This is a genomic window from Catenulispora pinisilvae, from assembly GCF_015356865.1.
Classification (GTDB): Bacteria; Actinomycetota; Actinomycetes; order Streptomycetales; family Catenulisporaceae; genus Catenulispora; species Catenulispora pinisilvae.
Map to the genome: position 1 here is coordinate 42,711 of NZ_JAAFZA010000028.1, position 24,901 is coordinate 67,611.

Below are 24,901 nucleotides of genomic sequence, written 5' to 3' on the forward strand. Positions count from 1 at the left end.
AATTTACCACCCGGCCGACGCGCTGCCCGCTACCACGGGTCAGCTTCACAGTCCGCTTCTACGGACTTGTGCAGCTGGGATGGCGAAGTGCGAAGTGCCCGTGCGGCTTCGGCCGCGGGGCGTAGTGAACCCGTCCGTGTATCGGTACTCTCGGGTGTCGCAGCAGATTGCGACCGGAGTCGGTACGAACAGTGGCGGGGAGTGACCTGATGACGGAGAGCTGGGACGGCGTCAGCCGCGGGTGGGTGGCCCGGCTCGCGGAGTCGGTGGATCATGCCGGTGCTACTGCGGGCAGAGCACGATCGGAGCACCTGCGAGACGCTTTGCAGACAATCAGCACCCTGGCCGATGGCCCAGCTTCCGATCCGCTTCCCGACGCTCTGGTCCTGGCCGAGATCGCCGCCACGTTGCCCGCTTCGGACGAGGATGACCTGCGCGTAGAGCTGCTGCTGGCACAGGCCCGGCTGGTGCTGCGGGTTGAAGGACAGCGCGCGGCGGAGAAGACGCTGGAGGAGGCCGTGCGCGCCGCCGGCCGCGCTTCTGCAGGCCTGCGATTGATCGCGATAGTCGAATACGGTCGGGCTGTCGGCAAACACAGCCTGGCTAGAGGTCTGGAGATCCTGACCGAGGCCCAAGACCTGGCTCGGGAGATCGGCGTCGAGACCGACCAGGACCGCACAAGCCGCTTGCTCGCCGACCTCACCGGCAGCGACCGGCCTTTGAGGGAACACGACCTGGACCCGCGCATCGGGCACGCCGCCGCACGCGCCGACGTGCTGGTCGCGATGAACCTGATGGACCTGGGTCGGCTCGGCGAGGCGTTCACCGCCTACGAGCGCCGGGTGCTGAACCTTTCCGAGCAGCACCATCCGATCGAAGCGGCTATGGGTCGGAACCTGATCGCCCAGATGATCTTGGCCTGTCACTTGGTCGGCAAGATCGATTATCAGATGACCTTGGTCCAGGTCGTCGAGCTTCCTTTCCTGGAAGAGATCAGAGCGCGATCGCAGACTACGGGCGCGGACCGGGCTCTCGCGTTCTGGCATGCCCACACCTGTGCCTTGACCGCGCTGCTGGCCCTGCGCTACGTCCCCGACATTGAAACGCAGGACGCTTTGAACCTTGCCGAGGTTCTGCGCGAGGAGGCACATCGCGACGCTGCAGCAGCCCCGACCCTGGTCCCCATGGCGGCCGTACTCCGCGCCGAGATCCTGCTTGAGGTCGCCTCGAACACAGCCGAGCCCCGTCGGACCGGTGCTTACCGGCGTGCTGTGGACGCCGCCACCGAAGCGCTGTCGGCCGCCGACGCCGCTGATGCCCAGCGCAGCCGCGCCGGGGCGCTGACTGCACGTAGCCGCGCAGCCCTGGCGCTTGGCGAGGTTGACGTTGCCGTAGCCGACGCCGAGACCGCCGTCGCGATCCTCAACGAAACCGGGACCATGCCCGCGCTGCGCTCGGAAGAAGTACTGATCGCCGCCGCCGAAGCACATAACGTTATCGGCAGCCACGAGCGCGCCGGCGAATTGGTGGCACAGGCCGCCGACGTCGTCGCCCAGCACCGCGCGAGCCTGCCGGGGCCGATGCGGATTGACTTCGACAGCGAGGCCGTCAATAGCCGCATCACAGCACTTGCTGTCCCCGCTACTTAGCCCTCGGCAGGCGGCTTCCGCGCGGAGCTGGTGCCCGAGTGCGACTTTTCGAGATAGTGGTCACCTGGCCGCTCAAACTGTCACCACGAGGCGGCTCGGCGTCGTGGTTTCCGCCCGATCGACTCTGATCAGCAGTGACGTCTCCCGGTCCGGTGACAGTCGGCGCGCAAACTGCGAGCAGGTGACAACAATCTCGACCATCTGGTGACAGACGGTGCGAACAAATCGGGACGCGACCCCAGGTCACACCACGAGCCTGGTGACAACTATCTCGAGAACGCGCACCGAGGGACCATGCTGCCGGCACCGCCTTACGAAACGCTGCAAACCTGCGAGCGCATATGCCGCGCCGCTGTTCGGTAGCGCTTGCTACCGTGTCCCTACTCGCCTGCCGCCGACCGTTCGCGGCTGTCCCGGTCGCGTGCCCATGTCACAAGACTATGGAGAAGTCCCTGCTGGTCTGGGTCGACGTCGTCGGGGTCTGACACCACGAAGATGTTGGGCCCATCGGGGCGCGTCGGCTCGGCAGTAGGCGGCTCCTGGTAGCTGCTTACCCAGGCGAGAAGACTTCGGCGGCGGCCTCCCAGCCGCGGGACCACCGGTCCGTCGACGGGGACTTCGACCTCGCCGGCCTTGGTGTTGGCCCAGACCATGTCGAATGCCAAGGACATGGCCGCGTTCACGACCCCGGCCACCTGCGGCTCGTCGCGCAGCGTGATGAGTGCCAGCAGTGCGGTGGCCTGGCGGCGTAGATCTTCGCGGGTTGGCGGCATGGACTGCCGGGCGGCTTCAAGCATTTCGTCGATGTCCTTCGCCCGGGCCGGCTTGATGGCGCTCAACAGGCTGTCAAAGCTGACCTGTTCGACGGATCCGCCGGTGGCCACGGTGCCGTGGTGGATCGCGGCAGCCGTAAGGGCCACGACCGAGCGCTCCAGCATCTCGGCGGTGGCGGCAGGGCTGTCAGCTTCGGTGACCGCTTCGCTCCAGCGCTCCGGCTCGGCCGCCCGGTGCCATTTCGTCATGGCCGTGGCCCAGACGTCGATCTGCTCCCACAATGCTGCTTGCTGTGTTGGCGTGCCTGCGCCGTTGGCGGTTCCGGTCATCGCGCACCCGCTCCTATCTCAGGCCGCAGGCGGCGGCCCAGTTGTGTGTAGTGCACTACTACTTCCTCTCTCGCTTGCGCCTGGGCTGGACTGGTTGGCCGGGCTGGCGAGGCTGTGCCTCAGCCACGCGCCGGTGCGGAGTTCTGGCCGAGGCCTTGAGTCGTGACAGGATCCGGTCCCGCAGCTGGTGGACCTGCTCCGGGGTGGCGGGGCCAGACCGGGCTATCAGCAGGTGCTGCTTGCACATCCCAATGATGTCCAGGTCGGTCACCGTCCAGGCTGCCCGGTGCGCCAGCGTGAGCGCGGCGATGTCCGGCCCGGCGACCCGCTCCCGCAGGTCCAGGACGTCGTCGTCGCTGGTGTCCGCGAACAGTTCGCCCTGCGGGAGTTTGCCGATGATGGCTTCGGCCTGGTCGATCCCCGCGATGAAGATGCTGTGTAGCTCTGCGCGGGAGTCGAATACCTGCGGCGCCATGGCATACCATGCGGCGATAGTGGCCAGGGCGAGGGACACCACCGGCCCGCGGGGCGTCCCGCGCAGGTCGAACGGCCCGGTGCCGCCCCGGAACAGGGTGACCGCCGCGTCCCGGTGGGCCGGCGGGGATAGGTCGGACAGCAGGGCGAGGATCCCGGTTATCGCATCGACGATGTCGGGTGCGCCGCGGAGTTCGCTGATCGTCGTGAACAGCTGCGTGTTCTTCTGCAGGTGCCTGCAGGTGATGTCCCAGCTGTATGTGCTGCCGAAATCCGCTTCCGGCCCCGCAGGCCCCGGCTCGTAGGCCTCGGTCTCGTGCATCACCGCGGCGAGGGTGTCGGCTTGGCCGTCGATGAAGGCACAGGACCGCGCGGTCAGCCCACGTGGTCATCCGGTGCGTCAGATGCTGCACGAGCAGGAATGCGAAGCGGTCGTCGGGGCCTATTCCGGCGGTCATCGGCTGATCCCGGCGCTGTCGGCGCACACAGTGTCCATGCTGCCCTTCGCACCCGCCGCTGAACATGCCGCCGCCCTCGCAAGGGGCTGCGACCAAGGCGAGGCAGTGCGGCTCCGGATCATGTCAGCGCCGCCGGATCCACGTCGACCACTACGGCCAGATGATCGGATAGGCCGCGCACGGCGTCGGAGTCGACCACTCGGTACTCGGCCAGCGCCGTTCGCGCCGGCTCGGTGAGAAGGATCCTGTCGACGCGGCGCGGCCCGTGCGGGTCGCCGTCCCAGTGTCCTGAGGTGGGCTGCCACGGTGCGTCCAGTGCGCACGCGGCGTCGATCAGGCCGGCACGGCGCAGCCGCTCGGCAGCCCGGCGGCTGGTGCGTGCCACGGCGTCCGGGTCGTCGTCCCATTCGACCTGGAAGATGGCCTCGGGGTACCAGCCGCGCTCAGCCAGCGGGTCCGGGTCGTAGAACGAGCCGTCGGCCCGCCGGTCGGAGGACAGGCCGTTGAAGTCTCCTGTCACGACGGCGGTCCTGCCGATGGCCAGGGACGCGATGCGCGCCGCCTCACTGAACCGCACCTCGGGCCGGAACGGGTCCAGGTGACAAGTGACCATGGTCAACGGGACCGGGCCGCCGACGTCCAGGCCGATGGTGCCGGCGGCGTGCCACAGGCCACCCTCGGCCCGTCCGATCTGCCGCCAGCTGCCCGGGACCGAGGTGATGCCCGGCCTCCACATCAGGCCCAAGTGGAAATCAGCGTCGCCGGTGGCGATAGCCACCACGTCCTCGGTGATGTCGCCGTCGTCGCTCCACCGGTAGTCCCCGGGAACCGCCCGGCAGTCCATACCGGCGGCGTCAGCCAGCTCCCTCAGCGAGCGCTGAGGGCCGTACCCGCGGATCTCCTGAACGCACAGCACGTCCGGATCGACGTCCCGAATCACCGCGGCGACCGCCTCGACCCGCCTCTCGCGTCCGCCACGCAGGAACAGATCCTGGACGTTCCACGACATGACCTTGATCATTCGGCGGTCCCTGCGACCTTGGCCGGGTCCAGCAGGCACCACACCGGCCGGTGGTCGCTGACCGCGATCCGCTTGCCGTCCGCCACCTGACCAGCCTCGGACATCCGCGCCACCGTGGTGTTGTCGCCGACGCTGTAGCCGGCCAGAGCCGGGGCCAGCGCCCGGGATACCAAGATCCAATCAATCCGGATATGGGATCCGGTGGGAGTTAGATCGCCGGACCCGGCGCAGGCGTCGGTGAAGCCGACATTCGCCATGTTCCAGGCCACCCGCCGATCCCCGACCGGGGTTTCGCCGGGACGGTGCGGCAGTGTGCGGGCTACGACGTTCCCGGCTCTGGTCTCGGACCAGTTCGGCTCCAGGTCGATGTGCTCCGGCCCCAGGCCGTTGAAATCACCGGCCACGATATACAGCTGCCCGCGGTCGGCTTTCATGTGGAACTGCGAAGCCTCGTCGATCCGCTTGTTCCCGGAGTGCGGGTGCAGGTGCACCGAGGCCACCGACAACGGCCGGCCCAGGCCAGCAACTTCGAACGACGCGATTCCCGCGCCGTGGTAAAACAGGTCCGCGTAACTGTCGTCCCAGCTGAGGAGCTCGGCGCGGTGCGGGTTCCACATCACCGCCACCGGCAGCGACTTCTTGCGGCTGGCGACCGCCCACCGCTGTTGCATGCCCAGCGCCGCAGCCAGGGAGTGCAACTCGGCGGCGTAGGCGTCCTGCGGGCCAGCAACCTCCTGAAGACACACCAGGTCCGGGGCCGCCGCGGCGATCACCTCCGTGATCCCTGCTGCCCGCCGTATCGAGATCGGCTCGCCGTTGCCATATCCGACGTTCCATGTGAGGACTTTGATGGTCACCGCCAGTTCCCCGCCGTGTCAGACATGGAACATACCGTAGCGGAAGAGGCGGCGCTCGCGACGGCTTCTTGCGCTGTACGGCCAGCGACCGCAACACGCCCGTGCCCAGCAGTCCCAGGCCGACCCCGAGGGGCACGCCTGCGAGCAAGACCCCAGCGTGACTCATCGTCTGCGACAACACTCCGGCCACCATCAGAAGCACGCCAAAGACCATAAGCCCGGCCGCCGTAACCGCGCGGTCGCTGCTGGCCGACTGGCTGTCCAGCAGGACCTGGACGCCGTGGCTGATCACAGTGGACTCAGTTGAGATCGTCAAGGCGGTCCGCCAGTTGCTCGGCGCGCGGGCCGGCCGCGCTCCGGGCAAGCTCTCCTGCCGCGATCTGACGCAGAAACGCCACCACCTCACCGGTCAGGTCATCATCGGACGCCGAGACGCGCGCAGAGTCCACCTGGATGACCGGCGGTGGCCCGTCGCCTATCCAGATCCCGCCGTGGACGTCCGGGCAGTCGGTGATCCAGGCCCTGACCCGTGTGCCGGTCATCACCACGGCGGGGTGGGGCGATCAGCACCTGGTCGGTGACGCTTCGTCATCGAGCGCGGTTCTGCGGCGCTGAAGTCAGCGCTGGACCGGTTGTCGCAGATCGATCCGGCGGCGTGCCGTGCCAGCGTCGCCGCGCACACCGCGAAGCCGATGGTCGGCGACCACCTGGATCTCTACCGGCGTATGGCTAGGACGGCTCGAAAACGGTTCTGGCCGCGATCTTGTGGAGGACTCGGCGCGTGACATGATCGAACACTGAGATACTCGGTGATCGTGCGATCATTCTCTTGGTGGGACACTTTTCCCGCAGCTTGACGGGCTCGTGGTCGAGCGACTCGACTCTCGCGGGGACCTGGTCTCGTTCTTCCTGCGCGGTGCTGCTCTTGCTGCCGACTGCCCGGCCTGCGGAATCCGGTCGGCAGTCGTCCACGGCCGCTATCAACGGCGGCTGATCGACCAGGCGCTGTGCGGGCGGCGCGTGGAGCTGCGGCTGACCGTGCGGCGGTTCCGCTGTCGGGAGCCTTCATGCTCCTCGGTGACGTTCGCCGAGCGTTTTGAGGACTTGACCCGCCCGTACTCCCGATTCACCACGACCGCCCGGGTGGCGTTGACCGAGATCGGCCTCGCGCTGGCCGGCCGGGCCGGAGCCCGGTTATCCGCACTGCTCGGGCTTCCGGTCGGGCGCACTGTGCTGCTGGACCTGGTTCGCGCGGTCCCGGAGCCCTTGAACACGACGTCTCCGGCGTTGCTGGGCATCGACGAATTCGCTCTACGACGCGGCAGGGTCTACGGCAGTGTCCTGGTCGACGTCACCACTCACCGGCCTGTCGACCTACTGCCGGACCGTGAGGTCGGAACGGTCGCCGCGTGGCTGCAAGCCCACCCGGGGACGACGGCGATATGCCGTGACCGCGCTGGTGGATTCGCCGAAGCCGGACGGATCGGCGCACGGGAAGCGATCCATATAGCTGATCGTTGGCACCTGTGGCACAACCTCGGCGAGGCCGTCGAGCGATGCGTAGCCGCGCACAGCGGCTGCCTGCGCGGCCCCTGACCAGACCGATCCCACGAGCGCGGCCAGCACGAGCACTCGCCCACCCAGCATGTCACCCCACCGATTCACCGACCGCGTCCAGGCCCGCCACGCCGCGGTCCACGCTCTGCTGGCCCAGGGCCGCTCGCTGCGCGCAATCGCCGCCGACCTGGGCCTGGCCCGCGGCACCGTCCGCCGCTACCCGCGCCGACACCCCCGAGCAACTCCTCCACGACCAGTGGCAGAACCTTCCCAGCCACCTCGACCCGTTCAAGCCCTACCTGCAACAACGCATCGCCGACGGCCACGACAACGCCCGGATCCTCCACGAAGAACTTCGGGAACGCGGATTCACCGGATCCTACGGAACCGTCCGTGACTGGGTCGCACAACTCCAGCGACCGCGAGCCACGTCACCGACCAAGCCGCCGAGCGCCCGAGCCGTCACCGCCTTGATCACCCGGCATCCCGACACCCTCGACCAGGACGAACAACTCCAGCTCAAAACGCTCCTCGGCCGCTGCCCCGAACTCGACACCCTGGCCGACCACGTCCGCGACTTCGCCGCCATGATGGTCAACCTCGACGGACACCTACTCGACGACTGGATCACCGCAGCCCAGGGCACGGATCTGGCACCACTGCGGTCCTTCGCCCGCAGCCTGCTGTCCGACTGCGACGCCGTCCGCAACGGCCTGAGCCTCCCGTACAGCTCCGGAGTCGTCGAAGGCCACGTCAACCGCATCTAAGATGCTGAAAAGACAGATGTACGGCCGGGCCAACTTCGACCTCCTCCGAAAGCGCGTCCTCCACACCCGCTGACCAGGACCGGAACCGGACCTCCACAAGATCACGGCCAGAACCATTTTCAGGCCGTCCTAGCCAGCGTACCGTGCAGCCGAGGTAGCTCCCCATCTGATGCCTCCGTGTGGCATCGGACGCGGTGGCGCCGTACTGCCGAACCGCGGGCGTTCGTAGGGCTGAGCGACAGCCCGCGGCGCGCGTGCCCCGGCGCCATTGAGCGCCGCCACCGGTGTCGGTAGCGTTGCCTGATCGTGCCTGGGAGTGGCCGGGCACTCGTGTCGAGGGGGATGGTGTCGTGTCGTCGGGTTCCAGCGCTGTGCCGATCGCCGAGGGCGAGCCCTTCGACCTCGGTGTCCTATACGCGAAGAACTACCTGACTGCCCACCCTGAGGCGGCCACCACTCCTTTGTCGCTGGGCATGGAGGCGAACCTGATGTCCGCCGCCTTCAGCGCCGCGCTCGCAGTTTTGGAGGGCGCGTTGGTCGGCGACGAACCACAGACGCTGACCCGTGAACAGCTCGTGCAGTATTTCCACGGCTTCGGCGTCACCGTCGGCAAGGCGCGGGAGCAGAACCTCGGCCCGGACCGAACCCGGTCTTACCGGTCCGCAAAGACGGAGCGGCACCCGAAGAACTGACCCACGGAGCCACATCCACGAGCTCGCCCACGTGATGAGGCACTCGGAGTCAGCGCTTGCGCTTCTTGCCCTTGGCACCCCGCCCGGTCCCTCGCCGCTTTTGCATCGGCGGCGACCGACTCGCCGGGCGCGGTGCCTGAACCTGAGCTAGAAACGACCCCAGGTCCTGCGAGTCCGTCCATACGGTGCCGGTAACCTCGCCGGCCCCGCGTCGGTCACGCGCTGGCGCAGCGAGGAGGCGAACTGCCCGGTCAGCCCTGACGGCGGACGCGACTTCCTCATGGCGGTTGACACCCCAGAGCCGTAGGCTCTGGCATTGGAGCCTCGGCCAGGCGGGCGAAATGCAACACTCGTGGGGTTAGCGCGGTCGCGGGGGCGGGTATCGCGCGAGTCCATGGCTTCCCGCGTGTCCGGACCCGCTTGGCAGCGTCAAACGGATCCTGGAACTACGGGATTGCCCGTCGGTTGACCCGCCGTGATGCCGACGTGCAGGGAGTTTCTCAAGTGCAGAGGAGCTGCACGCGAAGTGGTTCTCTGGCCTGGCCGTTTGGTGTGGGGCCAGCGTCCAGCGTGACTGCGCGCAGGATCCTCAGCGGCGAAGGTCAAACGAACCCGTGCTGCGGGCGAAGCCGATGGCTTGCTAGGTGGGGCCTCCGGGGCTCGAACCCGGGACCGACGGATTATGAGTCCGCTGCTCTGACCAGCTGAGCTAAGGCCCCCTACGGTTGACTCCGTCCGAAGACGGCGTCGGCGAGGATCTACCCGAGCGCGCGATCCATGAACCCGCCCCAAGCATGCCTCTGGTGAGAAACGACACTCAAGTGGCTTACCACCAGTGTCGGATCACCCGCCCACTCCCGCAATGAAACCCGAACTTACCCCATGAGCTGCGACCGCGTCGAACCCACGTGCGTTCATCGCGGTCCGGCTCGCACCACCGGCGTGCCCCCGTCTTGGCGACAACGCGCTTGCCGGCTCCTGACAGGGCCAGCTCGCCCTCCTGAGGCGCACCGACGCGAAGGGTCGTATTCTCCCCAACGTGCGTCGGCCAAAACCTGCGCGTTGATCGAGGACTGGCGGTACTGGGACCGGCGCGTGCACCGACGTGCTGCGGAAGTGCCGTAGAGGCTCGTGTCGGACGCCGAAAGCTTGGTGTCCGACACGTGGCTAGGACGGCTTGGGTTGGATTCAGATCCAACCCAAGCCGTCCTAGCCAACACGGCCCCGCCTCGGCCGCTACCGCGCGGTTCCGGTCTGGTGAAGGGCTGTAGGTTCCGGATTTCGGTGTCCCATGGCGACGCTGTGAGCTGCGGCAACGTTCGGTTCCGAGTCGAGTGACACCTTGATCGTTCCGGGTTCGGTGTCACTCCCGACAGCTTTACCGGCCCGGGGCCGCCGCTGCTCGCGTGAGCGAGGGGCCTGACCTGGGCGTTCCGTAAATGCGCGTTCTCGAGATAGTTGTCACCAGGCTCGTGGTGTGACCTGGGGTCGCGTCCCGATTTGTTCGCACCGTCTGTCACCAGATGGTCGAGATTGTTGTCACCTGCTCGCAGTTTGCGCGCCGACTGTCACCGGACCGGGAGACGTCACTGCTGATCAGAGTCGATCGGGCGGAAACCACGACGCCGAGCCGCCTCGTGGTGACAGTTTGAGCGGCCAGGTGACCACTATCTCGAAAAGTCGCAGCAACTCCTGTCCCATGGGACACGCAGGGGACATCGGGATCCGGAAAGGGACACCGAAATCAGGAACCTACAAGGGCGTTTCCAGCATTGATGATTGAGGCGATGGCCTCGGCGGCGGCGTGCTGTGATTCGGAGACCACCGAGGTGTAGGTGTCGCGGGTGATCGCGGAGTTAGAGTGACCGAGCATCTCCTGGACGATCTTGATGTCAACGCCTGCGGACAGGGCGTGGGTGGCCGCGCCATGACGCATGTCGTGGAGCCGGATCGGTGGCAGGTCGGCCTCGCGGACCAGCAGTTCGAACTGGCGGGAGATCCATCCCGGGTGCAGAGGCGACCCGTCCGGGGCGGTGAAGACCAGTCCGGTGTCGATCCAGCCGGGACCGTGGGCCAGGCGCTGTTTTCCTTGGCGCGTGCGGTGGGACTTGAGCCGGGAGGCGGTGGCGGTGTCCAGGGCGATGACTCGCTCTCCGGCGTCGGACTTCGGGGAGGTGAGGGCTGTATCCCAGCCGAGCTGGACGATTTGCTGGGTCACGGTCATCTCTGATGCCGTCAGGTCCAGGTCTACCCAGCGCAGCCCGCAGGCCTCGCCCCGGCGGAGCCCGGTGAAGGCGATCAGGTGGAACAGGACGCCGTGTTCGTGGCCGACTGCGCGGTTCAGGAACGCGGCGGTCTGCTCGGCGGTCCAGACCATGACGGCTGAGGGCTTGTCTCCGGTGCGCCGCCACTCGGCCACGCGGTTCGGCGTCCAGACCTTGGCCTTGGGTCTTTTGCCGGAGGGCAGGGTGGCGAGTTTGGCGACGTTGAGGGTGAGCAGCTGCTCGGAGCAGGCCGCCGAGAGCGCGGATCGCAGTGTGGCCAGGATCCGCTGTCGGGTCGCAGGGCCGGTCGGGCGGCGGTAGGGCGGCATCTCGGCGAGTTTGGCTCGGGCCGCGTTGGCGGCGGCGCGGTCGCCATTGGAGCGGGCCTGTTTCATGGCGTTCTCCACCGCTCGGCGTGCCGCGTTCTCGGCTGGCAGGATGTCGGCTCGCTCGGCGATCGCGGCGAACATGGCGTGGACGTGCGCGGTGCGTAGCCCGTCCAGGAGAACGTCGCCGAGGTGAGGTTTCAGATGGACGTCGATATGGATGCCGTAGGAGCGGGCGGTGCCGGGAGCGAGGTCTCCCTTGGAGACCAGCCACTGGGTCAGCCACTCGCCGGTGGTCATCTTGTCGATGATGGGCTGGCCGGTTCTCAGGTTCTTGCGGATCTCGTCGTAGTTGGGCAGCGCCTTCTTGTCCTTCAGCGTCGTCCGGATCCGCTCGACGATCGCCAGACGGTTCTTTACAGCCGTCGCCGGATCGTCGGCGTGGTCGTCGGCCAACGCGAGCAGTCGCCGGATGTCGGTGACTGCGGTTTCGGCGTCCTCAGAGGTGGCGATCCCACCCTGGGACAGGTGCTGGCGGGGCCGGTCCTTGCCGACGTTGACCTCGATCTGGAAGTACCAGGTGCCATGCTTGGGGTTCCAACTGCTGCCTCGCCGTAGCTGAGGGCAGTCGGCGCCCAGACGCCGCATCTTGGGCTTGCCATCGGGCCCGATAACGGCGTCGCCGTTGTCGTCGGTTACCGCGATGCGACAGCCGCACTTCTTGAAGACTGGATTCTTGGCCATATGAGAGTCCCTGTTTTGTGGTGCTTCGGTGGTCACTGCGGTGTCCGTCGGTGCGGCACGGCGCACTGCCACGCTTGGCCGCACCGATGGACAGAATCCGCTGCTGGTGGTCGATGGACGCTCTAGTCGGCCCGCGGCGTCAAGTCGCTGACAAGCCTTGGCAATCGGGCTCGACTCGTGCCAGACGCAGTGGCCGGTGTTCTGACTGGTCGTCCGGATCCGCTTCGCCGGTGGCCCCGGCCGCGGTCTCGATCAGGACTGGGGCGGCCAGACCCAGGAAGGCGAGCAGATCGGCGGTCGGAACCCGCACGGTGGTTCCGAAACGCAGTACCCGGCACGGGAAACGGTCTTTGCGCAGCAGCCCGAACGCTGTGGTACGTCCTATGCCCAGGAGCCGAGCGGCGGTGACGATATCGAGGGTTGGCGGCAGAGCGGCGAGGTCGCCGAGGGCGATCGGCGTCCCGCTCATCGTCCTGCTCCTGCCTGCGAACCGCCGATGTATGTCGCAGCGGTCGTGGACTGTCCGCGGCGGGCGCGGCGAGTCGACTTGGCTTTTGGATGGCAGTGTCGGGCGGAAGCGGTCAATGATTCTCCGATCGGGCGAGGTGGTTGCGGTGTGAGGTGGCTATGGGTGCTCGTCAGCCTGACGGACGCCAGGGCGGCAGGTTCGACGTCCGACGGCCGCGCCTCCGCTGGCTGGGACGGCGAAGACGTTCGCCTTGCGGCGCTCAGCGCTCCTCCCCCAGGGGGCTTCCCCATCGGTGGGGGAGCGCCCGGCGGGCAAGTTCGCGGAAGGCGGTCTCAGCGTGCTGCGGGACGACGCCGTTGCCGGCCAGCCGTAGTGCGGCGATCCGTGAGACGTCGGGGACCCCGGCCAGGTAGTCGTCGGTCGGTAGTCCCATCGCCCAGGCGGTGAACTCCGGGCGCAGGCGCGGGCGTCCGTTGCGTCCAGGCTCGGTGGGGTCAGGCGCAGTGCGGCCGAGGACGTGCTCCCAACGCCGGACCGCGTCGGTGTAGACGCCCCACGGGTAGGTGGAATGTGTGGTCAGGCCGCCTCCGGCAGGCGCTCTGCGGGCACGGCCGGATGCCGGGCCAGCCTGGCGATCGCCGAGGTGAGCATCAGGTCTCCCTTGGACCCGTGCTGGTTCGGCGAGCCCTTCGTGCCGTCCGACGCCCTCGGCGTCGGGAACAGCACCACCTCCGAGCGCTTCCCCGCCAGGACCGACACCGCGTCGTCCAGTCCCACCGAGTGACCCCCGGCCCGGCGCGCAACGGGGTCGGAGGCTCCCCGCCCGTCGCCGTCGCGGGCCTGGGGAGTGGGCAGCAGTTTCGAGGAGCCGGGTCGCGTCTTCGCCGGGTTGCCAGGCGAGGATGAACATGCGGGCTCGTCGGTGCGGGGCGCCAACTTCGGCTGCTCGTAGGCTGAGCCATTCCGTGTGGTACCCGCTGCCGGCCAGGTCGGCTTGGACGCGGTCGAGGCCGCGTCCGCGGAGCTGAGCAACGTTTTCCAGGAGCACGAGATGGGGTCGTAGATCGCGAACGGCGGCTGCGACGGTGAACCAGAGGCCACTCCTATTTCCCTTCTTCAAGCCCTCGCCGCGTCCGGCGATGGATATGTCTTGGCACGGCCATCCGGCCGTGAGGATGTCGACGCCCTGCACCGCGTTGCGGTCGGCGAAGTCCAGGGCAGTGATGTCTCCGAGGTTCGGCACCCGGCGGTGGTGGTGTTTGAGGACCCGGATTGCGTCGGGGTCGTTGTCGGCGAACCAGGCAGGCTTGGCGCCGAACACCTTCCGGGCGGCGAGGTCGAGGCCGCCGTACCCGGTACACAGGCTTCCGAGTCGCGGCGCGCTGCTCGCGCGCGCCGGGCTCAAGCAGCCACCTCCGAGAACTCCGGCGGCTGTTCGGGGCGGCCGGAGCGGCAGGCCCATGGGGAGCAGCCGTCGGGGTCGCCGTTCTCCCAGTTGTCGGCCTCGTCGGTGCCGACCAGGCGCAGGTGCTGACGCTTGGGCGGGGCGTCGATCGGCGCGGAGTCCAGCGGCAACAGCGAAGGGTGCAAGAACGCCTCGCCCAGCAGGGGTCGGCCGTTGGCGTTGGCGCGGGCGTTGCCGGCGCGGATGGCGCGGTCGAACTCCACGGCCTCGTCCCACTGCTGCGGGTGGTTGTCCCTCAGGTTCCTCCAGCCGGCATTGGACGTGTACGGGCAACCGATACAGGCGCTTTTGGACACGGCAGCGAAGCCGTGGGCGTCGAGGTATGCCTGGGTATCGGCGCGGGTGAGGCCGAGTTGCAGCAGCGGAAACTCGTTGACCGCGTATTTCACACCGGAGTCCTTGGCCCGGTGGAATTCATCTGAGCTGATTCCGACCCACATCGACAGGTGTTGGCCGCGTTTGACGCGGCCGACGCGCCCGTCCTCGAAGACCTCTGCTCCCAGACGGCGGCGCGCCTCGGCAAGCAATATCTTGATCTTGTATGTAGATGTGCACTGCCTGCGCAGCATGCCCTTGGATCCGTTGGGGTTGCGGATGAACATCGGCATGGTGGAGAAGCGGCTGTTGGGGTCGAGGGCGTCGCGACGGATGTCCCCGGCGCGCAGCCGGACGACTTCGATGCCGGCGGGGCGGGCGACTTCGTTCTCCAGGCGGTCCAGGGCGGCGTAGGTCTCCGGGCGTTCCCAGCCGGTGTCGGCGAAGGCGGCGTAGTCGAGCTTGGGGAGCAGGCCGTGCGCGGACATCAGCAGCAGAGCGGAGCTTTGGACCCCGGCGCCCAGGCTGAGCGCGGTGATGGTTGGTGTCATAGGCGTCCTTAAGGAGTCGAGGCGTTGGTCATGAGGTGGTGGTGGAGCGGAAGCACCCGCAGATCTCTTCAGGACTGCTGCAGCCGACGGTCCAGTGCAGGTTCTGCGTCCAGAGGAACAGGTCGAGGAAGTGGTTGGGGACGCCGAGGCGGTAGGCGTGGTGGGCGAGTTCGCTGATCTCATCGCCCAGCGGCTGGTCGTCCGCGTCGGCACCGTGGATCGCCAGCAGCTGGTCGGTGTATTCGGCGATGTCGGCGGTCATGGTTCTCCAAGCGGGTGTGCAGGTGGGTGTGGTTCGCGCCGGTGGGCGCGTGGCGCGTGGCACGTGGCGGCTGCAGGTTCGCCGTGCCCAGGGCTGAGTTGTTCCTCAGCCCGTCACGAGGTGCGGGGAATGCCGTCGATGCCGCACGCTTCTTCGGCTGCTCAGTGCGTCTCGTAGCGACGGCGCGGCTTCATGCAGCGGTCTATCTGCCGCATGGATATGGGCAGTCGGTGGTGTGAGCCCACGCGGTGAGTCGGTGATCGTGCCGGGGGCCGGGTGTTCAGTGGTGGCGCGTCTTGCAGCGGCAGCCGGGTCGGCGATCGGTGTGGCGCAGCGCGCAGCGGCAGCCGGGCCGTGCAGGATCGGTGCTGGTGACCGGACCCTGTCCGGGCCCGGTGGTCTCGGCCTGGTGGCTGGCGATGACGGCGGCGCTCCAGTTGAGCAGGTTCTGGGTGCGTGTCTTGATGTCGGCCAGTTCGGCGCGCACCGCGCGTTCGATGAGATCGGCGTGGTTGGCGTCGCCGGGCTTGGCGGCCAGGCCGTGGGTGGCGGCGAGCGTGTCGATGTAGGTCTGGTTATCGAGGGTCATGACTCTCCTGGTGCATCAAGGGTGCGGGCCGGGCGGTGGCGGATTGGCTCCGGAGCGATGGGTAACGGCTCTGATGCCGGGCAGGCCCGTCAGTCGTTGTTGGTCGTCGGCGGGGCTCCGGCTTGCCACAGGGTTCGGGCGATGTTGTCGGTGCCGAGGTTGCGGCGTGGCCGGGTCTGGGAGCTCCAGCCGGGGCGCGGCGGCAGGTGGCGGACTGGATGCCAGCCGGAGGCTTTCAAGCTCGCGCCGGTCTCGGTGCCCTGCGTGTAGGTGATCATGCGGCGGTAGCCGATCGCGCGGGCCGCGCGCCAGGCTGCGGAGTACAGCCGTGAGCAGCTACCAGGAACTGAGAGCGTGGCCAGACGTGTCACTTCGAGGGTGTAGCCGTCGTCCAGGTGTCGGGCGACCGGCCGGCCGATGATGGCGACCGCGACGAGTTCGCCGCCGGGAGCGGCTAGGCCGATGGAGAACTTGTGCCCGCAGGGAGGTTGGTGGTGGCGGTGATGCGCGGCGACGAAGGCGCGTGCCTGTTTCAGGCTCACCGGCTGGATCCTGAACCGGTCGGTCCCTTGTTGCCGAGGCGGCGGGGCGGATCAAGAGGCGGTGTCGTGGTGTGCCGGGCTGGCCTCGATACGGGATCCTGCGCGTGCGTGATTGTTGTTCAGTTGGCGGCCGGCGGTCAGTCCGGCGGCGGCGATAGCGGCGAGCATGAAGAACACCCAGTCCATGATCGAGTGGCCGCCCGCGACATTTCGGAACAGCTCGCCGCCGTGGTCGACGATGACACCGGCGGGGATGTCGTAGTGCAGCCAGAGCGCTACGGCCACGGCTACGTAGTCGCCGATGAAGCCGACGGTGAAGGCCAGGACGGCGGCGATGGCCGGGAGCAGTGCGGTGCGCGGCGCTGGGGTGCGGGTCAGTGTGCGGGCCAGGACGAGACCGACGGCCAGGCAGGCGTATGCGAAGTGGTACTGGGTGATCCCGGAGACGATGCCCCAGGCGAGGGTCAGGACGGCGGTGGCGGCCAGGGCGCGGGTGATGGCGGGACAGGTAGCGAGCGGGGTGGGGATGGCAACTCCTAGACGGGAGGTCGGTGCGAATGGAAGGGGCGGGGCCCAGCCGGACTGCGGGCGGCGCGGCGGTCCGGTCGGGCCAGCAGCCCCTATACCGGTTGGCCGGTGAGGCGGGCGGTGAGCAGCTGCGCGGCCTTGAGCGCGGAGCTGTTGTCGGCGTCCGGGTAGTCGTCGCTGATGGCGGCGAGCTTGTCGCCGACGCGTACGAGGATCAGTTCGGGCTGCTGGTAGGTTGCCGCATCCGGTCCGGTCGCGGTGACGCGGACGTCGAGGGCCTGGTCGCCGAGTCCGTGGATTGCCGTGGCGGTGACGGTGCCGGCCACGCTCGCGCCGTCGGCGTTCGCGGCGGAGAAGCTCTGGCATCGGTCTGCGAGCGCGTGGATCTCGGCGATCTGGCGGCCGGCATCGCCGGGGTTGGTGGCGGCCAGGACGATCTGCGCGATCGGCATGCCGTGCTCGGTCAGCGTCTCTTTCGCGTATGCGGCGCGGTAGTCGGCGCTGGCCTCATCAGCGGTGATCTGCGGGACGACGTCACAGTCGGCGTCAGTGATCAGCGGGGTCGGCAGGTCGTTCGGGCTGGTCCAGTTCTGGCCGCTGTCGGCGGTGTCGGTGATAGCGATGGCGGAGCTCAGGTCCGAGCGTTGCAGAAGCAGGTTCTTCAGCGTGGACCCGGTGGCGGTTGCATTCGGTACGTGGCTGCGGGCCGTACCGAGAACGGGTGGGTTTCCGGCGGTCGATCGGGAGTCCGGGTGGCTGCTGCCGCAGGCAGTTAGGCAGGCGGTGATGATACTGGCCGTGGCGAGGTAGGCGGCGGTGTGGGCGATGGCGGTGCGGAGGTTCAGTGGTTCTCCTGGAGCGCGGGGGCCTGGCGATCGGGGCGTGGGACGAGATTCGTGGTGGCGAGTTGCTGTTCACCGCGTTCGGTGTGCCCTTCGGACCGTCGCGGTCCGGGGTGTAGGGGTGAGGCGGGCGCCGGGCTACTTGTGCGTGTTGGTCAGGCGCTCGGTCAGGAGGTTGGCGGCCGAGACGGCGTCGGCTTCGTCGCGGGTGTGGTCGGCGTCGGAGACGGCGGCGATCTCATAACCGACGCGGACGAGAATGACTTCGGGCTGGGAGTACTTCGCGGCGTCCGGGCCCGCGGCAGCCACGCGGATGCGGATCGCCTCGTCGCCGAATCCGGCATAGCTGTCCAGGGATACCGTGCCTCCGACCGATGCTCCGGTGGCATCCGGGGCCGCGAACGACGCGCAGCGCTTGGCGAATTCGCGTATCTCGTTCAGCTGCTTTGCGGCGTCGCCGGGGTGGGTGGAGGCGACGACGAGCTGCACGCTGGTGCCGGCGACATCCAGCTCCTCGGAGGCGTAGGCGGCGCGGTAGTCGCCGGTGAGGACATCGGCGTCGATCGCGGGGGCCGCGGTGCAGTCGGCGCTCGGCAGCGACGGCGCCGCGAGGTCAGCCCCGGAGATGACGTAGGTGCCGGTGTCGTAGACGCCGGAAATGGTGATCCCGGTGGCCAGGTCCGCGGTCGTCGGCAGCACCGCTCGCAGGGCCGGACCGGTCAACACCGAGGTAGCGGCCGTCGACGGTGCGGCTACCGGGGCTTTGGTGGCGGCCGGTCTCCCAGTAGGGCTGCGGTGGTCGCTGCCGCAGGCGGACAGCGTGGCGCTCAGCGCTGCGGCGGTGGCGAGGGCAGCGCCTGCCTTGGCCAGGGCGGTACGGCGGATCAAGAAGGTCTCCTTGCGGACTGTGGTGGACAGCGGGACTGGGCGCTTGCTGGGTGTGGGGGGCGTGTGTTTGGAGCTGGCGGTGCGAGGGCTTTCGGCTCGTGTGGGATGGGGCGTGCGGTCGGTCATGGGCTGTGCGGATCGGGGCTCGGGTCGCGGATGACGGTGTGGGGTCCGGTGCCGTTGGCCAGTCGCCGGGCGTGGGCGTGGCACAGCCGCAGTCCAGCGGTGCGGACGCCTGCTCCGGTTGCGACCGCCGGCATCGGGCAGACGGGGTATCGGCGTGTACCCATCGCGGCGGTGCGGCAGCGGCGGCACCACGGCCCGGCCGGGTCGATCACGAGTGGGGCGTGGCAGTGTTTGCACAGCGGCGGACGGCCTTGGCAGGTTTGCTGCTCCGGTGGTGTCACACCATCGCCGCATCGTGTTCCTGGGCCGTCGGTTCCGGCTCGGCGGTGAGGGATTCGGTGGTCGTCTGGGACTGTCGCGGAGCGCCGCGGCCAGCCCGGAACAGCAGCACGTCCTCGGCCACGATGAGGTGCATTGGGACTCCGGCTGCCCGTGCCTGCCGGATGTTCGCCAGTTGGAAGAACGAGGGCCTGGTGATCAGTTGCCGGTCGCGGACGCCGGCGATCAGGGCCAGGCACCGCTCGGTCGGCTCCAGGCCCGCCGCGACCCCGGCGGCGATCACTTCGGAGGGCAGGTCGATCAGCTCTCCGTGCTCCCGCCAGGGCCGGGCGGTGACCGCCACCATGCCGCCGGGGCGCAGCAGTTTCCGGCAGCCGGCCAGGATCTCGGCGAAGCCGGCGATGAGCTGCTCGCGGCCCACGTGCGCGAGGTTGGCGCGGTCGGTGGAGTACCGGTAGTCGCTCTTCTGTACCCCGGACTCGCCGGTCAGCGCGGTGGCCTTGATCTGTCCGTGTACCGCCGCCCCGTACGGCGGGGAGGTGATGACCAAGGCGGCGCTGCCCAGCAGCTCCGGCGGCACCACCGTGGCGAGCTTTCTGGCGTCGGCCCGGATCACGCGGGCCTCAGTTCCGGTAGCACCTTGAGAGGCGGCCAGGGCGATGTTGGCCTTGGCGAATTTGACCCATCGGGCCTCGTATTCCACGCCGAGTGCGCGCCGCCCCAGGTGCATCGCTTCCACGAGTGTGGTGCCGATTCCGCACATCGGGTCGGCGACCAGATCCCCGGGTTCGGTGTAGCTGGTGATGGCGTGTGCGGCGATGTCCGGGAGCATCCTGGCCGGGTGCGCCACCGACTCCGGGACGTAGCGTCCGGCGCGTTGGGCGCGGGAGTTGCGCTGGGCGGTGACCCACACCGAGGTGGGTATCGCGGCCGGGTTCCGGGTCGGCGTGCGGGGCGGGGCGGTCGGGGTTTCAGGCAAGGGCGTTGGCCTTTCCGGGCTTGCGGAAGATGAGGAGGTCGGAGTGGGCTCGGGCGTGGACGGTGAGGCCCTGCGAGCGGGCGGCCCAAAAGGCGTCCAGATCGGCCTGCGGAACGAGCGGGGTGAGGCCGTCGTGGTCGATGAAGGAGTCGACCAGGGCGATGTGCTGCAGGTAGGCGAAGCCGGCCCGGCGGGCGTTCGTGACGACCTCGCCGGTGCCGTCGCTGAACCCGGCGCCGGGGGCGGGCCGGGGTATCTGGATGGCCAGGATTCCGCCGTCGCCGAGCATCCGCCTGGCGCCCTTGATGAGCACCGTCAGCGGGTGCGGATGTGGGGCGCGCCAGTCCTGCGGCTCGCGGTCCTCGAAGGCGCCGAACTCATCGTGCGAGTCCTGTTCGCGGTGCGGGAAATCGTCGTCGGATTCCACCACGACAACGAGGTCGTAACCAGCCCGGATGGTCGTCTCGGTGTCGCCGGACAAGTCGCCTTCGGCGGCTGTCCGGCGGCGCCGGGTGATAGCTCCGCCGGGGAGGCGTCCGGCATCCTGCAGGCACGCACGGATGATGGCGTAGTGCCCGTCGGTGGCGGTGAATTGGCGGACCATTTCGGTCACCGCCCACGGCCGAAACTCGCGCTGGGATGCGGCCTGGTTCTCGGGCCCGGCGCTCTTGGTGTTCTCCTTCCGAACGTCGTGGTTGGTGCTGTCGGGGTGGGGGGTGAACCACACGGTTGCCGGCACTCCGCATCCGCGGATGCGCTGCTTTCGCGGCGCCGGGGTGCGGCCGGTGTCGGAATCGGTGGCGGTTCCCTGGGGAATTCCGCTGGGAATGTTCTGTGCGTTGTGCGGCTGCTTTGTCATGACGTTGTCGGCGTCGTGCGGCTCCGCGTTGCGCTGACCTACTCTAATAGTCGAAAAAAGCCCCTGATTTTCCGGCCCCACGACAATACTGTGACCGGCATCACAGCCACTGCCACCTTCTACGGCGAGAAGGCCCGGCTTTTCTACAGCTGTCTAGGAACCTCTCGAGCTGCTGCCACATGGTGGAGCCCTTTGGCCGCAGGCCGCGCTGCAGGGTGGGGCCGCGCGGTTGAGGGCATGAGCCGTGGCTGCGGACCGGGGGCATCGACTGCTGACTCGCAGGGCCTACCTTCTGTGCCGGTGATTCCGATTCGGGCGCCAAGGCTCCGGGGCGAACGGGCCAGGTGAATCCAGTACCCAGCGCCATCCCATGCCAGAACATCAGGCCAGTTCAGACGGCAAATACGCACGAAGGACGCACGCGGGGCGCACGGGGGACGCACGGCCGGAAACGCGTGCCTCCTCCGGCATCCGGGACGGTGCCGAGTTCGGCAGGCCTGCGGCGGGCAAGGGACGCCGACCAACCAGTTCCAAGATCTTTTCTGGGGGTTGCGGGCGGTCTCGGCCGCCGTGTGCGCTGTGCCTACGGTGCACCTCGGAGGGGTTTTACGCACGAAATACGCACGCCGGACGCACGCCTGGATCCAGCCAGTCGAGGTGCCGATCGGTGGGGCGTGCGTATTTCGTGCGCCCTTTTTGCGTATCGGTTGGCATTCGATGAACCCGTTCAAAGCCGCCTCGCGACAACGGGAGCACCGAAATGACCGTCGACCTTTACGACAACGCCCAGGCTTGGGAATCCGAAGAAGACGAAGCAACGCTGAATTCGGAAACCGGCGACTCGGTGGCAGACGCTGAGTACAAGGAATTCAGGCCGCTCGCAACTTTGATGGACACCTTCAATGCGCTGCGGGAGCAGCCGGCGTCGGCGCACCTGTCCGTGGCTGATGTCGGCAAGACCTTGGATGTGAACTCCCTGGCGGAACTGCTGTGGGATGAGACGACCGACGTCGCCCTCACCAATGCGGTCTGGGCCGCGCTGGTGCGCCAGGTGCGCACCGGCGATCCCGGCTGGACAGTCGTCGCGGCCGGGCTGGCTTTCCCGGCCCTGTACCGGAGCGGCCTGATGCTGGGCCGCTGCTTTCCGGATGAGAGCCGCGGCTTCGGCGACATCGAGGCCGAGATGATCGAGGGCTTCTTGACGGCGCTACGGACGATCGATCTGGACGACCCCGGGATCGCGAACATCGCCGGGGCGCTGGCTACCAAGGCGTTCAACATCGCCCGCCGTGCGCGCTATCGGGATGCCGGCGAGCTGGCGGTGGCGGCCGAGGAATCGGTGCCCGTCGCACCCACCTACCCGGTGGGCCATCCCGACCTGGTTCTGGCCCGCGCGGTGCGCGCCGGGGTCATCACCGGCGAGGAGGCGGAGTACATCGGCCGTACCCGCCTGGAGGAGCGCGGCCTGGAGGATGTCGCCGCCGAGCTGGGGCTGGCGAAGTCGACTCTGCACGACCGCCGCACCGCCGCCGAGGCGCGTCTGGTGGAGGCCCTGACGAAGGGCTGGATCTGATCCCGGCTTAGAAAATAGTTCCGGCTTCGGCCGGAAAAACGGGCCTGTTTTTCGACTATTAGAGTGCCGGGTTCGTTTCTCGGCCGCGGTCTCCCCGGGATGCCGCACCACCGCGTGGTGCTGACCCTCCACTGCTGATGCTCGCCAACGACACCCCCTGTTGAGGAGGCAGGTGTCGTGCGCGCGGCACACCCGGGACGCCCCTCACCGCCAGGCCCCCGCGGCGCTCATTTCGCCGTCGCTCGCGCCTGACAGGCCCATCGCCCTTTTCGCGGCAGTCCGCCGCAATCCCCCCTTGCTTTGCACAGCACCGAAGGAACCATCCCATGCACCTCAAGCTTTATCCTGCGCGCCGGTCGACACCGAAGGCGCGGATATTCAAGTTCGGCAGCGGTCGCCGCGCTCGCGTCCGGGTCGCTGTGACAGCTGTGGGTACGGCGCTGTTCGCTGTCGCTGCGACCGGTCCCGTGCTGGCTGCCACGACTGACGGATCCGGTCAGATCCTGGCCGCCGCCGACATTCCCACCGTCATCTCCAACGTCACCAATTGGTTGATCGGCATTCTCGCGGTTTTGGCGACGCTGATGCTCACGATCGGCGGCGTCCGCTACGTCCTGGCCGCTGGCGACCCGGCGGAGGTGGAGAAGGCCAAGACCTGCTTCAAGTCCGCCGGGATGGGCTACTGCCTTGCGGTCTTGGCGCCGGTCGTGGTGGCCGTCCTCAAGGGCTTGGTCGGCGGCTGAGATGACCACCGAGCCGAAGCCCGCACCCCCGCGCGCCGGGGATGCCGGCGGCCGGGTCCGGGCTTCGGCCCGGCCCGTTGCCCGTCTGATCGCCGCGATCCTCGCCGCTTTCGCCGCGCTCATGATCGCCGTCCCGGCTGCCACTGCCGCGAGCGTCCCGAAGGCGGCGGCGCCGGTGGCCGCCGTCCTGCCCGCTGCCGATCCGGCGCCCGCGCCGAGCCCCTCGCCGTCCGGTCCCGGTGTCGGCCTGGGACCCGGCGCGCCGACCGCGACCGACACAGCTCCGGCACCCGGTGCCACCGGCGGAACCAGCTCCGGCGGGAATAGCGACCCGAGTTTTTGGGACATCCCCGGCCAGATCGAGAAGGCGATCAACGACTGGTTCGCCGGCCTCGTCAGCGACGCACTCAACCCGGTTTTGAGCCTGCTCGGGTCGACTGTGCTGTCCACCCCGGACGTCACCACGATGCCGCGGGTCGGGGAGATCTGGACCACGATGGCGGTGCTGGCGAACAGCTTCTACGTCCTGTTCGTTCTGGCCGGCGGCGTGATCGTGATGACTCACGAGACGCTGCAGACCCGCTATGCGATGAAGGACATCGCACCGCGCCTGGCCGCCGGATTCCTCGCCGGCAACGCGTCCCTGGCGGTGCTCGGCCTGATCATCCACCTCGCCGATGCCCTGGCTGCCGGGGTGATGGGACAGGGCCTGGACCCGAAGGCCGCCGGCACCGCCCTAGCCCACATGATCACCGGGAAGATCCTGGGTTCCGGCGGGATCTTCCTGGCGATCCTCGGTCTGGTCGCCGCCGTCATGGCCGTGGTGCTGCTGGTGACTTACATGGTGCGGGTCGCGCTCATGGTGCTGTTGGCTGCTGCCGCGCCCGCAGCTTTGGCCTGCCACGCGCTGCCGCAGACTGACCCGCTGGCGCGGCTGTGGTGGCGGGCGGTCATCGGCACCTTGGCGGTGCAGGTGGCCCAGTCCCTGACTTTGATCACCGCGCTGCGGGTGTTCTTGGACCCTGGCGGTCAGACCGCGCTGGGGTTCCCCACCGGCGGGGGGCTGACCGACCTGCTGGTGTTCATCACCCTGTTCTACATCCTCATCAAGATCCCGTTCTGGGTCGGGCGCAGCGTGTTCGGCCGCTCCCAACTGCTGGGGATGGCCAAGGGCATCGCCACCTACAAGCTCATGGGGGCGATGGGCCTTCGAGGGCGGCGCAGCGCGCAGGGCACCAAGCCGTCATCGGGGCGCAGCAGCGGACCGACACCGCCGAGCGGGCAGCGTGCCCTCGGCCCAGGCGGCCCGGGATCGACCGGGTCCGGCGGCACGGGTCCGCGTGGCGGGCCCGTGGGCTCCGGCGGCGGTACCGGTCCACGAGTCACCGTCACTCGGGTGAACCGTGCTGGCTCGAACCGGCCCCGCGTCATCGCAGGCGAGGTCCTGGCCACCCGCGCGGTTCCGGCCGTGACTGCCGGACCGGGATCGGTAGCCGCGCTACCAGCAGGGCTGCAGCACCGGCTTGCGGCACGCCAGGCGGACACCGCCAGCAAACCCAAACCGCGCGTCGTGCAGCCGGGCCTGTTCCCGCCCGTAGAACGCACCCCGCGCCCCGGATCGCCCTCGACCATCACCGCCTTCACCCCACCCCCTGCGCCGCGCAGCGGAGTTCGCCAGCCCGCGCTGTTCGACCGTCGCGGACAGATCACCCCAGCCGCCGCACCAGCTCCCCACTCGAGCCCCGCGCCAAAACCACCGGCGCGGCCGACGCGACCCCCAGCGCCCACGACCGCAGGCGCTGCCGCCGCCGTCACGGCCAGCACCGCCCGCCGCGCCCCGACCGCCGGCGCGGCGAGCCTGGCACCGGGCCCGGCCGTGCAAGCCCGTATGCCCCGACCTGCCGCGACCGCCGTGCCGCCCGCCCGCAAGCCCGCGACACCGCAACGCGCCCCCAAGCCCCCGCCGGCCGCCTCTGCTG

At 68.7% G+C, this 24,901-nt stretch carries 26 protein-coding genes, 1 tRNA gene and 1 pseudogene; 7 read left to right on the forward strand and 21 right to left on the reverse strand.

Annotated elements, in window-relative coordinates:
• Positions 1–209: 209 nt before the first annotated feature.
• The gene (locus IZR01_RS10610) at positions 210–1,649 is read left to right on the forward strand and encodes a hypothetical protein (RefSeq protein WP_194892088.1); all 1,440 of its coding nucleotides are present in this window, start codon (positions 210–212) and stop codon (positions 1,647–1,649) included.
• 380 nt (positions 1,650–2,029) lie between these two features.
• Here IZR01_RS10610 and IZR01_RS10615 read toward each other — a convergent pair whose 3' ends face one another.
• The 5 genes from IZR01_RS10615 to IZR01_RS10635 form a co-directional block, all read right to left on the reverse strand.
• Complete coding sequence (locus IZR01_RS10615; protein WP_194892089.1) at positions 2,030–2,752, reverse strand: hypothetical protein; 723 nt, start codon at positions 2,750–2,752, stop codon at positions 2,030–2,032.
• Between the two features lie 58 nt (positions 2,753–2,810).
• Positions 2,811–3,551, reverse strand: coding sequence for a hypothetical protein (locus IZR01_RS10620; protein ID WP_194892090.1), 741 nt, complete (start codon positions 3,549–3,551; stop codon positions 2,811–2,813).
• Between the two features lie 251 nt (positions 3,552–3,802).
• A complete protein-coding gene (locus IZR01_RS10625) occupies positions 3,803–4,705 on the reverse strand; it encodes an endonuclease/exonuclease/phosphatase family protein (protein ID WP_194892091.1) in 903 nt (300 codons plus the stop codon).
• Positions 4,702–5,562: an endonuclease/exonuclease/phosphatase family protein gene (locus tag IZR01_RS10630; protein WP_194892092.1), complete on the reverse strand. Its 861-nt coding sequence runs from the start codon at positions 5,560–5,562 to the stop codon at positions 4,702–4,704. Before IZR01_RS10630 ends, IZR01_RS10625 begins: the two co-directional genes overlap by 4 nt.
• Before the next feature lie 299 nt (positions 5,563–5,861).
• Positions 5,862–6,107 (reverse strand): hypothetical protein, encoded by a 246-nt coding sequence (locus tag IZR01_RS10635; RefSeq protein ID WP_194892093.1) that lies wholly within the window; start codon positions 6,105–6,107, stop codon positions 5,862–5,864.
• Between the two features lie 319 nt (positions 6,108–6,426).
• On the opposite strand from IZR01_RS10635, the gene IZR01_RS50300 reads away from it, so the two are divergent.
• Positions 6,427–7,158, forward strand: coding sequence for an ISL3 family transposase (locus tag IZR01_RS50300; protein WP_323746135.1), 732 nt, complete (start codon positions 6,427–6,429; stop codon positions 7,156–7,158).
• 52 nt (positions 7,159–7,210) lie between these two features.
• On the opposite strand, the gene IZR01_RS50305 is transcribed toward IZR01_RS50300, so the two are convergent.
• Complete coding sequence (locus tag IZR01_RS50305; RefSeq protein ID WP_228553951.1) at positions 7,211–7,351, reverse strand: hypothetical protein; 141 nt, start codon at positions 7,349–7,351, stop codon at positions 7,211–7,213.
• A 238-nt stretch (positions 7,352–7,589) separates the two neighbouring features.
• Here IZR01_RS50305 and IZR01_RS50310 point away from each other — a divergent pair, with 238 nt between their 5' ends.
• Both IZR01_RS50310 and IZR01_RS10645 read left to right on the forward strand, forming a co-directional pair.
• Complete coding sequence (locus IZR01_RS50310) at positions 7,590–7,886, forward strand: transposase (RefSeq protein ID WP_228553952.1); 297 nt, start codon at positions 7,590–7,592, stop codon at positions 7,884–7,886.
• 350 nt (positions 7,887–8,236) lie between these two features.
• On the forward strand, positions 8,237–8,578 hold the full coding sequence (locus tag IZR01_RS10645; protein WP_194892094.1) for a hypothetical protein: 342 nt from the start codon (positions 8,237–8,239) through the stop codon (positions 8,576–8,578).
• Between the two features lie 645 nt (positions 8,579–9,223).
• On the opposite strand, the gene IZR01_RS10650 is transcribed toward IZR01_RS10645, so the two are convergent.
• From IZR01_RS10650 to IZR01_RS10715, 15 genes and pseudogenes are all read right to left on the reverse strand, one after another.
• Positions 9,224–9,297, reverse strand: a tRNA-Ile gene (locus IZR01_RS10650).
• Between the two features lie 1,025 nt (positions 9,298–10,322).
• On the reverse strand, positions 10,323–11,912 hold the full coding sequence (locus IZR01_RS10655) for a tyrosine-type recombinase/integrase (protein ID WP_194923721.1): 1,590 nt from the start codon (positions 11,910–11,912) through the stop codon (positions 10,323–10,325).
• Between the two features lie 139 nt (positions 11,913–12,051).
• On the reverse strand, positions 12,052–12,381 hold the full coding sequence (locus IZR01_RS10660) for a helix-turn-helix domain-containing protein (RefSeq protein ID WP_194892096.1): 330 nt from the start codon (positions 12,379–12,381) through the stop codon (positions 12,052–12,054).
• A 259-nt stretch (positions 12,382–12,640) separates the two neighbouring features.
• Positions 12,641–12,814, reverse strand: coding sequence for a hypothetical protein (locus tag IZR01_RS50315; protein ID WP_228553953.1), 174 nt, complete (start codon positions 12,812–12,814; stop codon positions 12,641–12,643).
• Positions 12,815–12,957: 143 nt separating this feature from the next.
• Positions 12,958–13,158: a hypothetical protein gene (locus tag IZR01_RS50320; RefSeq protein ID WP_228553954.1), complete on the reverse strand. Its 201-nt coding sequence runs from the start codon at positions 13,156–13,158 to the stop codon at positions 12,958–12,960.
• A 109-nt stretch (positions 13,159–13,267) separates the two neighbouring features.
• A pseudogene (locus tag IZR01_RS54155) lies at positions 13,268–13,843 on the reverse strand (DNA cytosine methyltransferase); the annotation flags it as partial.
• Positions 13,783–14,712 (reverse strand): adenine nucleotide alpha hydrolase family protein, encoded by a 930-nt coding sequence (locus tag IZR01_RS10670; RefSeq protein WP_194892098.1) that lies wholly within the window; start codon positions 14,710–14,712, stop codon positions 13,783–13,785. The pseudogene IZR01_RS54155 and the gene IZR01_RS10670, both read right to left, overlap by 61 nt.
• Positions 14,713–14,740: 28 nt before the next feature.
• Positions 14,741–14,974: a hypothetical protein gene (locus IZR01_RS10675; protein WP_194892099.1), complete on the reverse strand. Its 234-nt coding sequence runs from the start codon at positions 14,972–14,974 to the stop codon at positions 14,741–14,743.
• Positions 14,975–15,254: 280 nt separating this feature from the next.
• Complete coding sequence (locus IZR01_RS10680; RefSeq protein ID WP_194892100.1) at positions 15,255–15,563, reverse strand: hypothetical protein; 309 nt, start codon at positions 15,561–15,563, stop codon at positions 15,255–15,257.
• Between the two features lie 89 nt (positions 15,564–15,652).
• The gene (locus tag IZR01_RS10685) at positions 15,653–16,105 is read right to left on the reverse strand and encodes an XF1762 family protein (protein WP_228553955.1); all 453 of its coding nucleotides are present in this window, start codon (positions 16,103–16,105) and stop codon (positions 15,653–15,655) included.
• A gap of 51 nt (positions 16,106–16,156) precedes the next feature.
• Positions 16,157–16,390, reverse strand: a complete 234-nt coding sequence (locus IZR01_RS10690; RefSeq protein ID WP_194892101.1) for a hypothetical protein — start codon at positions 16,388–16,390, stop codon at positions 16,157–16,159.
• A 335-nt stretch (positions 16,391–16,725) separates the two neighbouring features.
• The gene (locus IZR01_RS10695; protein WP_194892102.1) at positions 16,726–17,085 is read right to left on the reverse strand and encodes a hypothetical protein; all 360 of its coding nucleotides are present in this window, start codon (positions 17,083–17,085) and stop codon (positions 16,726–16,728) included.
• Between the two features lie 528 nt (positions 17,086–17,613).
• Positions 17,614–18,363 carry a hypothetical protein gene (locus tag IZR01_RS10700; protein WP_194892103.1) on the reverse strand — a complete coding sequence of 250 codons (750 nt, stop codon included), beginning with the start codon at positions 18,361–18,363 and terminating at the stop codon, positions 17,614–17,616.
• A 403-nt stretch (positions 18,364–18,766) separates the two neighbouring features.
• Complete coding sequence (locus IZR01_RS10710; RefSeq protein WP_194892105.1) at positions 18,767–19,747, reverse strand: TRM11 family SAM-dependent methyltransferase; 981 nt, start codon at positions 19,745–19,747, stop codon at positions 18,767–18,769.
• A complete protein-coding gene (locus IZR01_RS10715) occupies positions 19,740–20,687 on the reverse strand; it encodes a hypothetical protein (protein WP_194923722.1) in 948 nt (315 codons plus the stop codon). The genes IZR01_RS10710 and IZR01_RS10715 overlap by 8 nt, the downstream gene beginning before the upstream one ends.
• A 679-nt stretch (positions 20,688–21,366) precedes the next feature.
• On the opposite strand from IZR01_RS10715, the gene IZR01_RS10720 reads away from it, so the two are divergent.
• The 3 genes from IZR01_RS10720 to IZR01_RS10730 form a co-directional block, all read left to right on the forward strand.
• Positions 21,367–22,179, forward strand: coding sequence for a hypothetical protein (locus IZR01_RS10720; RefSeq protein ID WP_194892107.1), 813 nt, complete (start codon positions 21,367–21,369; stop codon positions 22,177–22,179).
• A 419-nt stretch (positions 22,180–22,598) separates the two neighbouring features.
• Positions 22,599–22,922, forward strand: a complete 324-nt coding sequence (locus tag IZR01_RS10725) for a pilin (protein WP_194892108.1) — start codon at positions 22,599–22,601, stop codon at positions 22,920–22,922.
• Position 22,923: 1 nt separating this feature from the next.
• A partial coding sequence (locus IZR01_RS10730; protein ID WP_194923723.1) for a TrbL/VirB6 family protein occupies positions 22,924–24,901 on the forward strand: 1,978 nt, incomplete at its 3' end.

Coding starts and splice junctions, on each gene's coding strand:
- IZR01_RS10675 (WP_194892099.1), bottom strand. CDS start 14,974: ATGACCGCCGACATCGCCGAATACACCGACCAGCTGCTGGCGATCCAC.
- IZR01_RS10660 (WP_194892096.1), bottom strand. CDS start 12,381: ATGAGCGGGACGCCGATCGCCCTCGGCGACCTCGCCGCTCTGCCGCCA.
- IZR01_RS10720 (WP_194892107.1), top strand. CDS start 21,367: ATGACCGTCGACCTTTACGACAACGCCCAGGCTTGGGAATCCGAAGAA.
- IZR01_RS10680 (WP_194892100.1), bottom strand. CDS start 15,563: ATGACCCTCGATAACCAGACCTACATCGACACGCTCGCCGCCACCCAC.
- IZR01_RS10625 (WP_194892091.1), bottom strand. CDS start 4,705: ATGATCAAGGTCATGTCGTGGAACGTCCAGGATCTGTTCCTGCGTGGC.
- IZR01_RS10695 (WP_194892102.1), bottom strand. CDS start 17,085: ATGCCGATCGCGCAGATCGTCCTGGCCGCCACCAACCCCGGCGATGCC.
- IZR01_RS10610 (WP_194892088.1), top strand. CDS start 210: ATGACGGAGAGCTGGGACGGCGTCAGCCGCGGGTGGGTGGCCCGGCTC.
- IZR01_RS10615 (WP_194892089.1), bottom strand. CDS start 2,752: ATGACCGGAACCGCCAACGGCGCAGGCACGCCAACACAGCAAGCAGCA.
- IZR01_RS10670 (WP_194892098.1), bottom strand. CDS start 14,712: ATGACACCAACCATCACCGCGCTCAGCCTGGGCGCCGGGGTCCAAAGC.
- IZR01_RS10655 (WP_194923721.1), bottom strand. CDS start 11,912: ATGGCCAAGAATCCAGTCTTCAAGAAGTGCGGCTGTCGCATCGCGGTA.
- IZR01_RS50315 (WP_228553953.1), bottom strand. CDS start 12,814: ATGGGACTACCGACCGACGACTACCTGGCCGGGGTCCCCGACGTCTCA.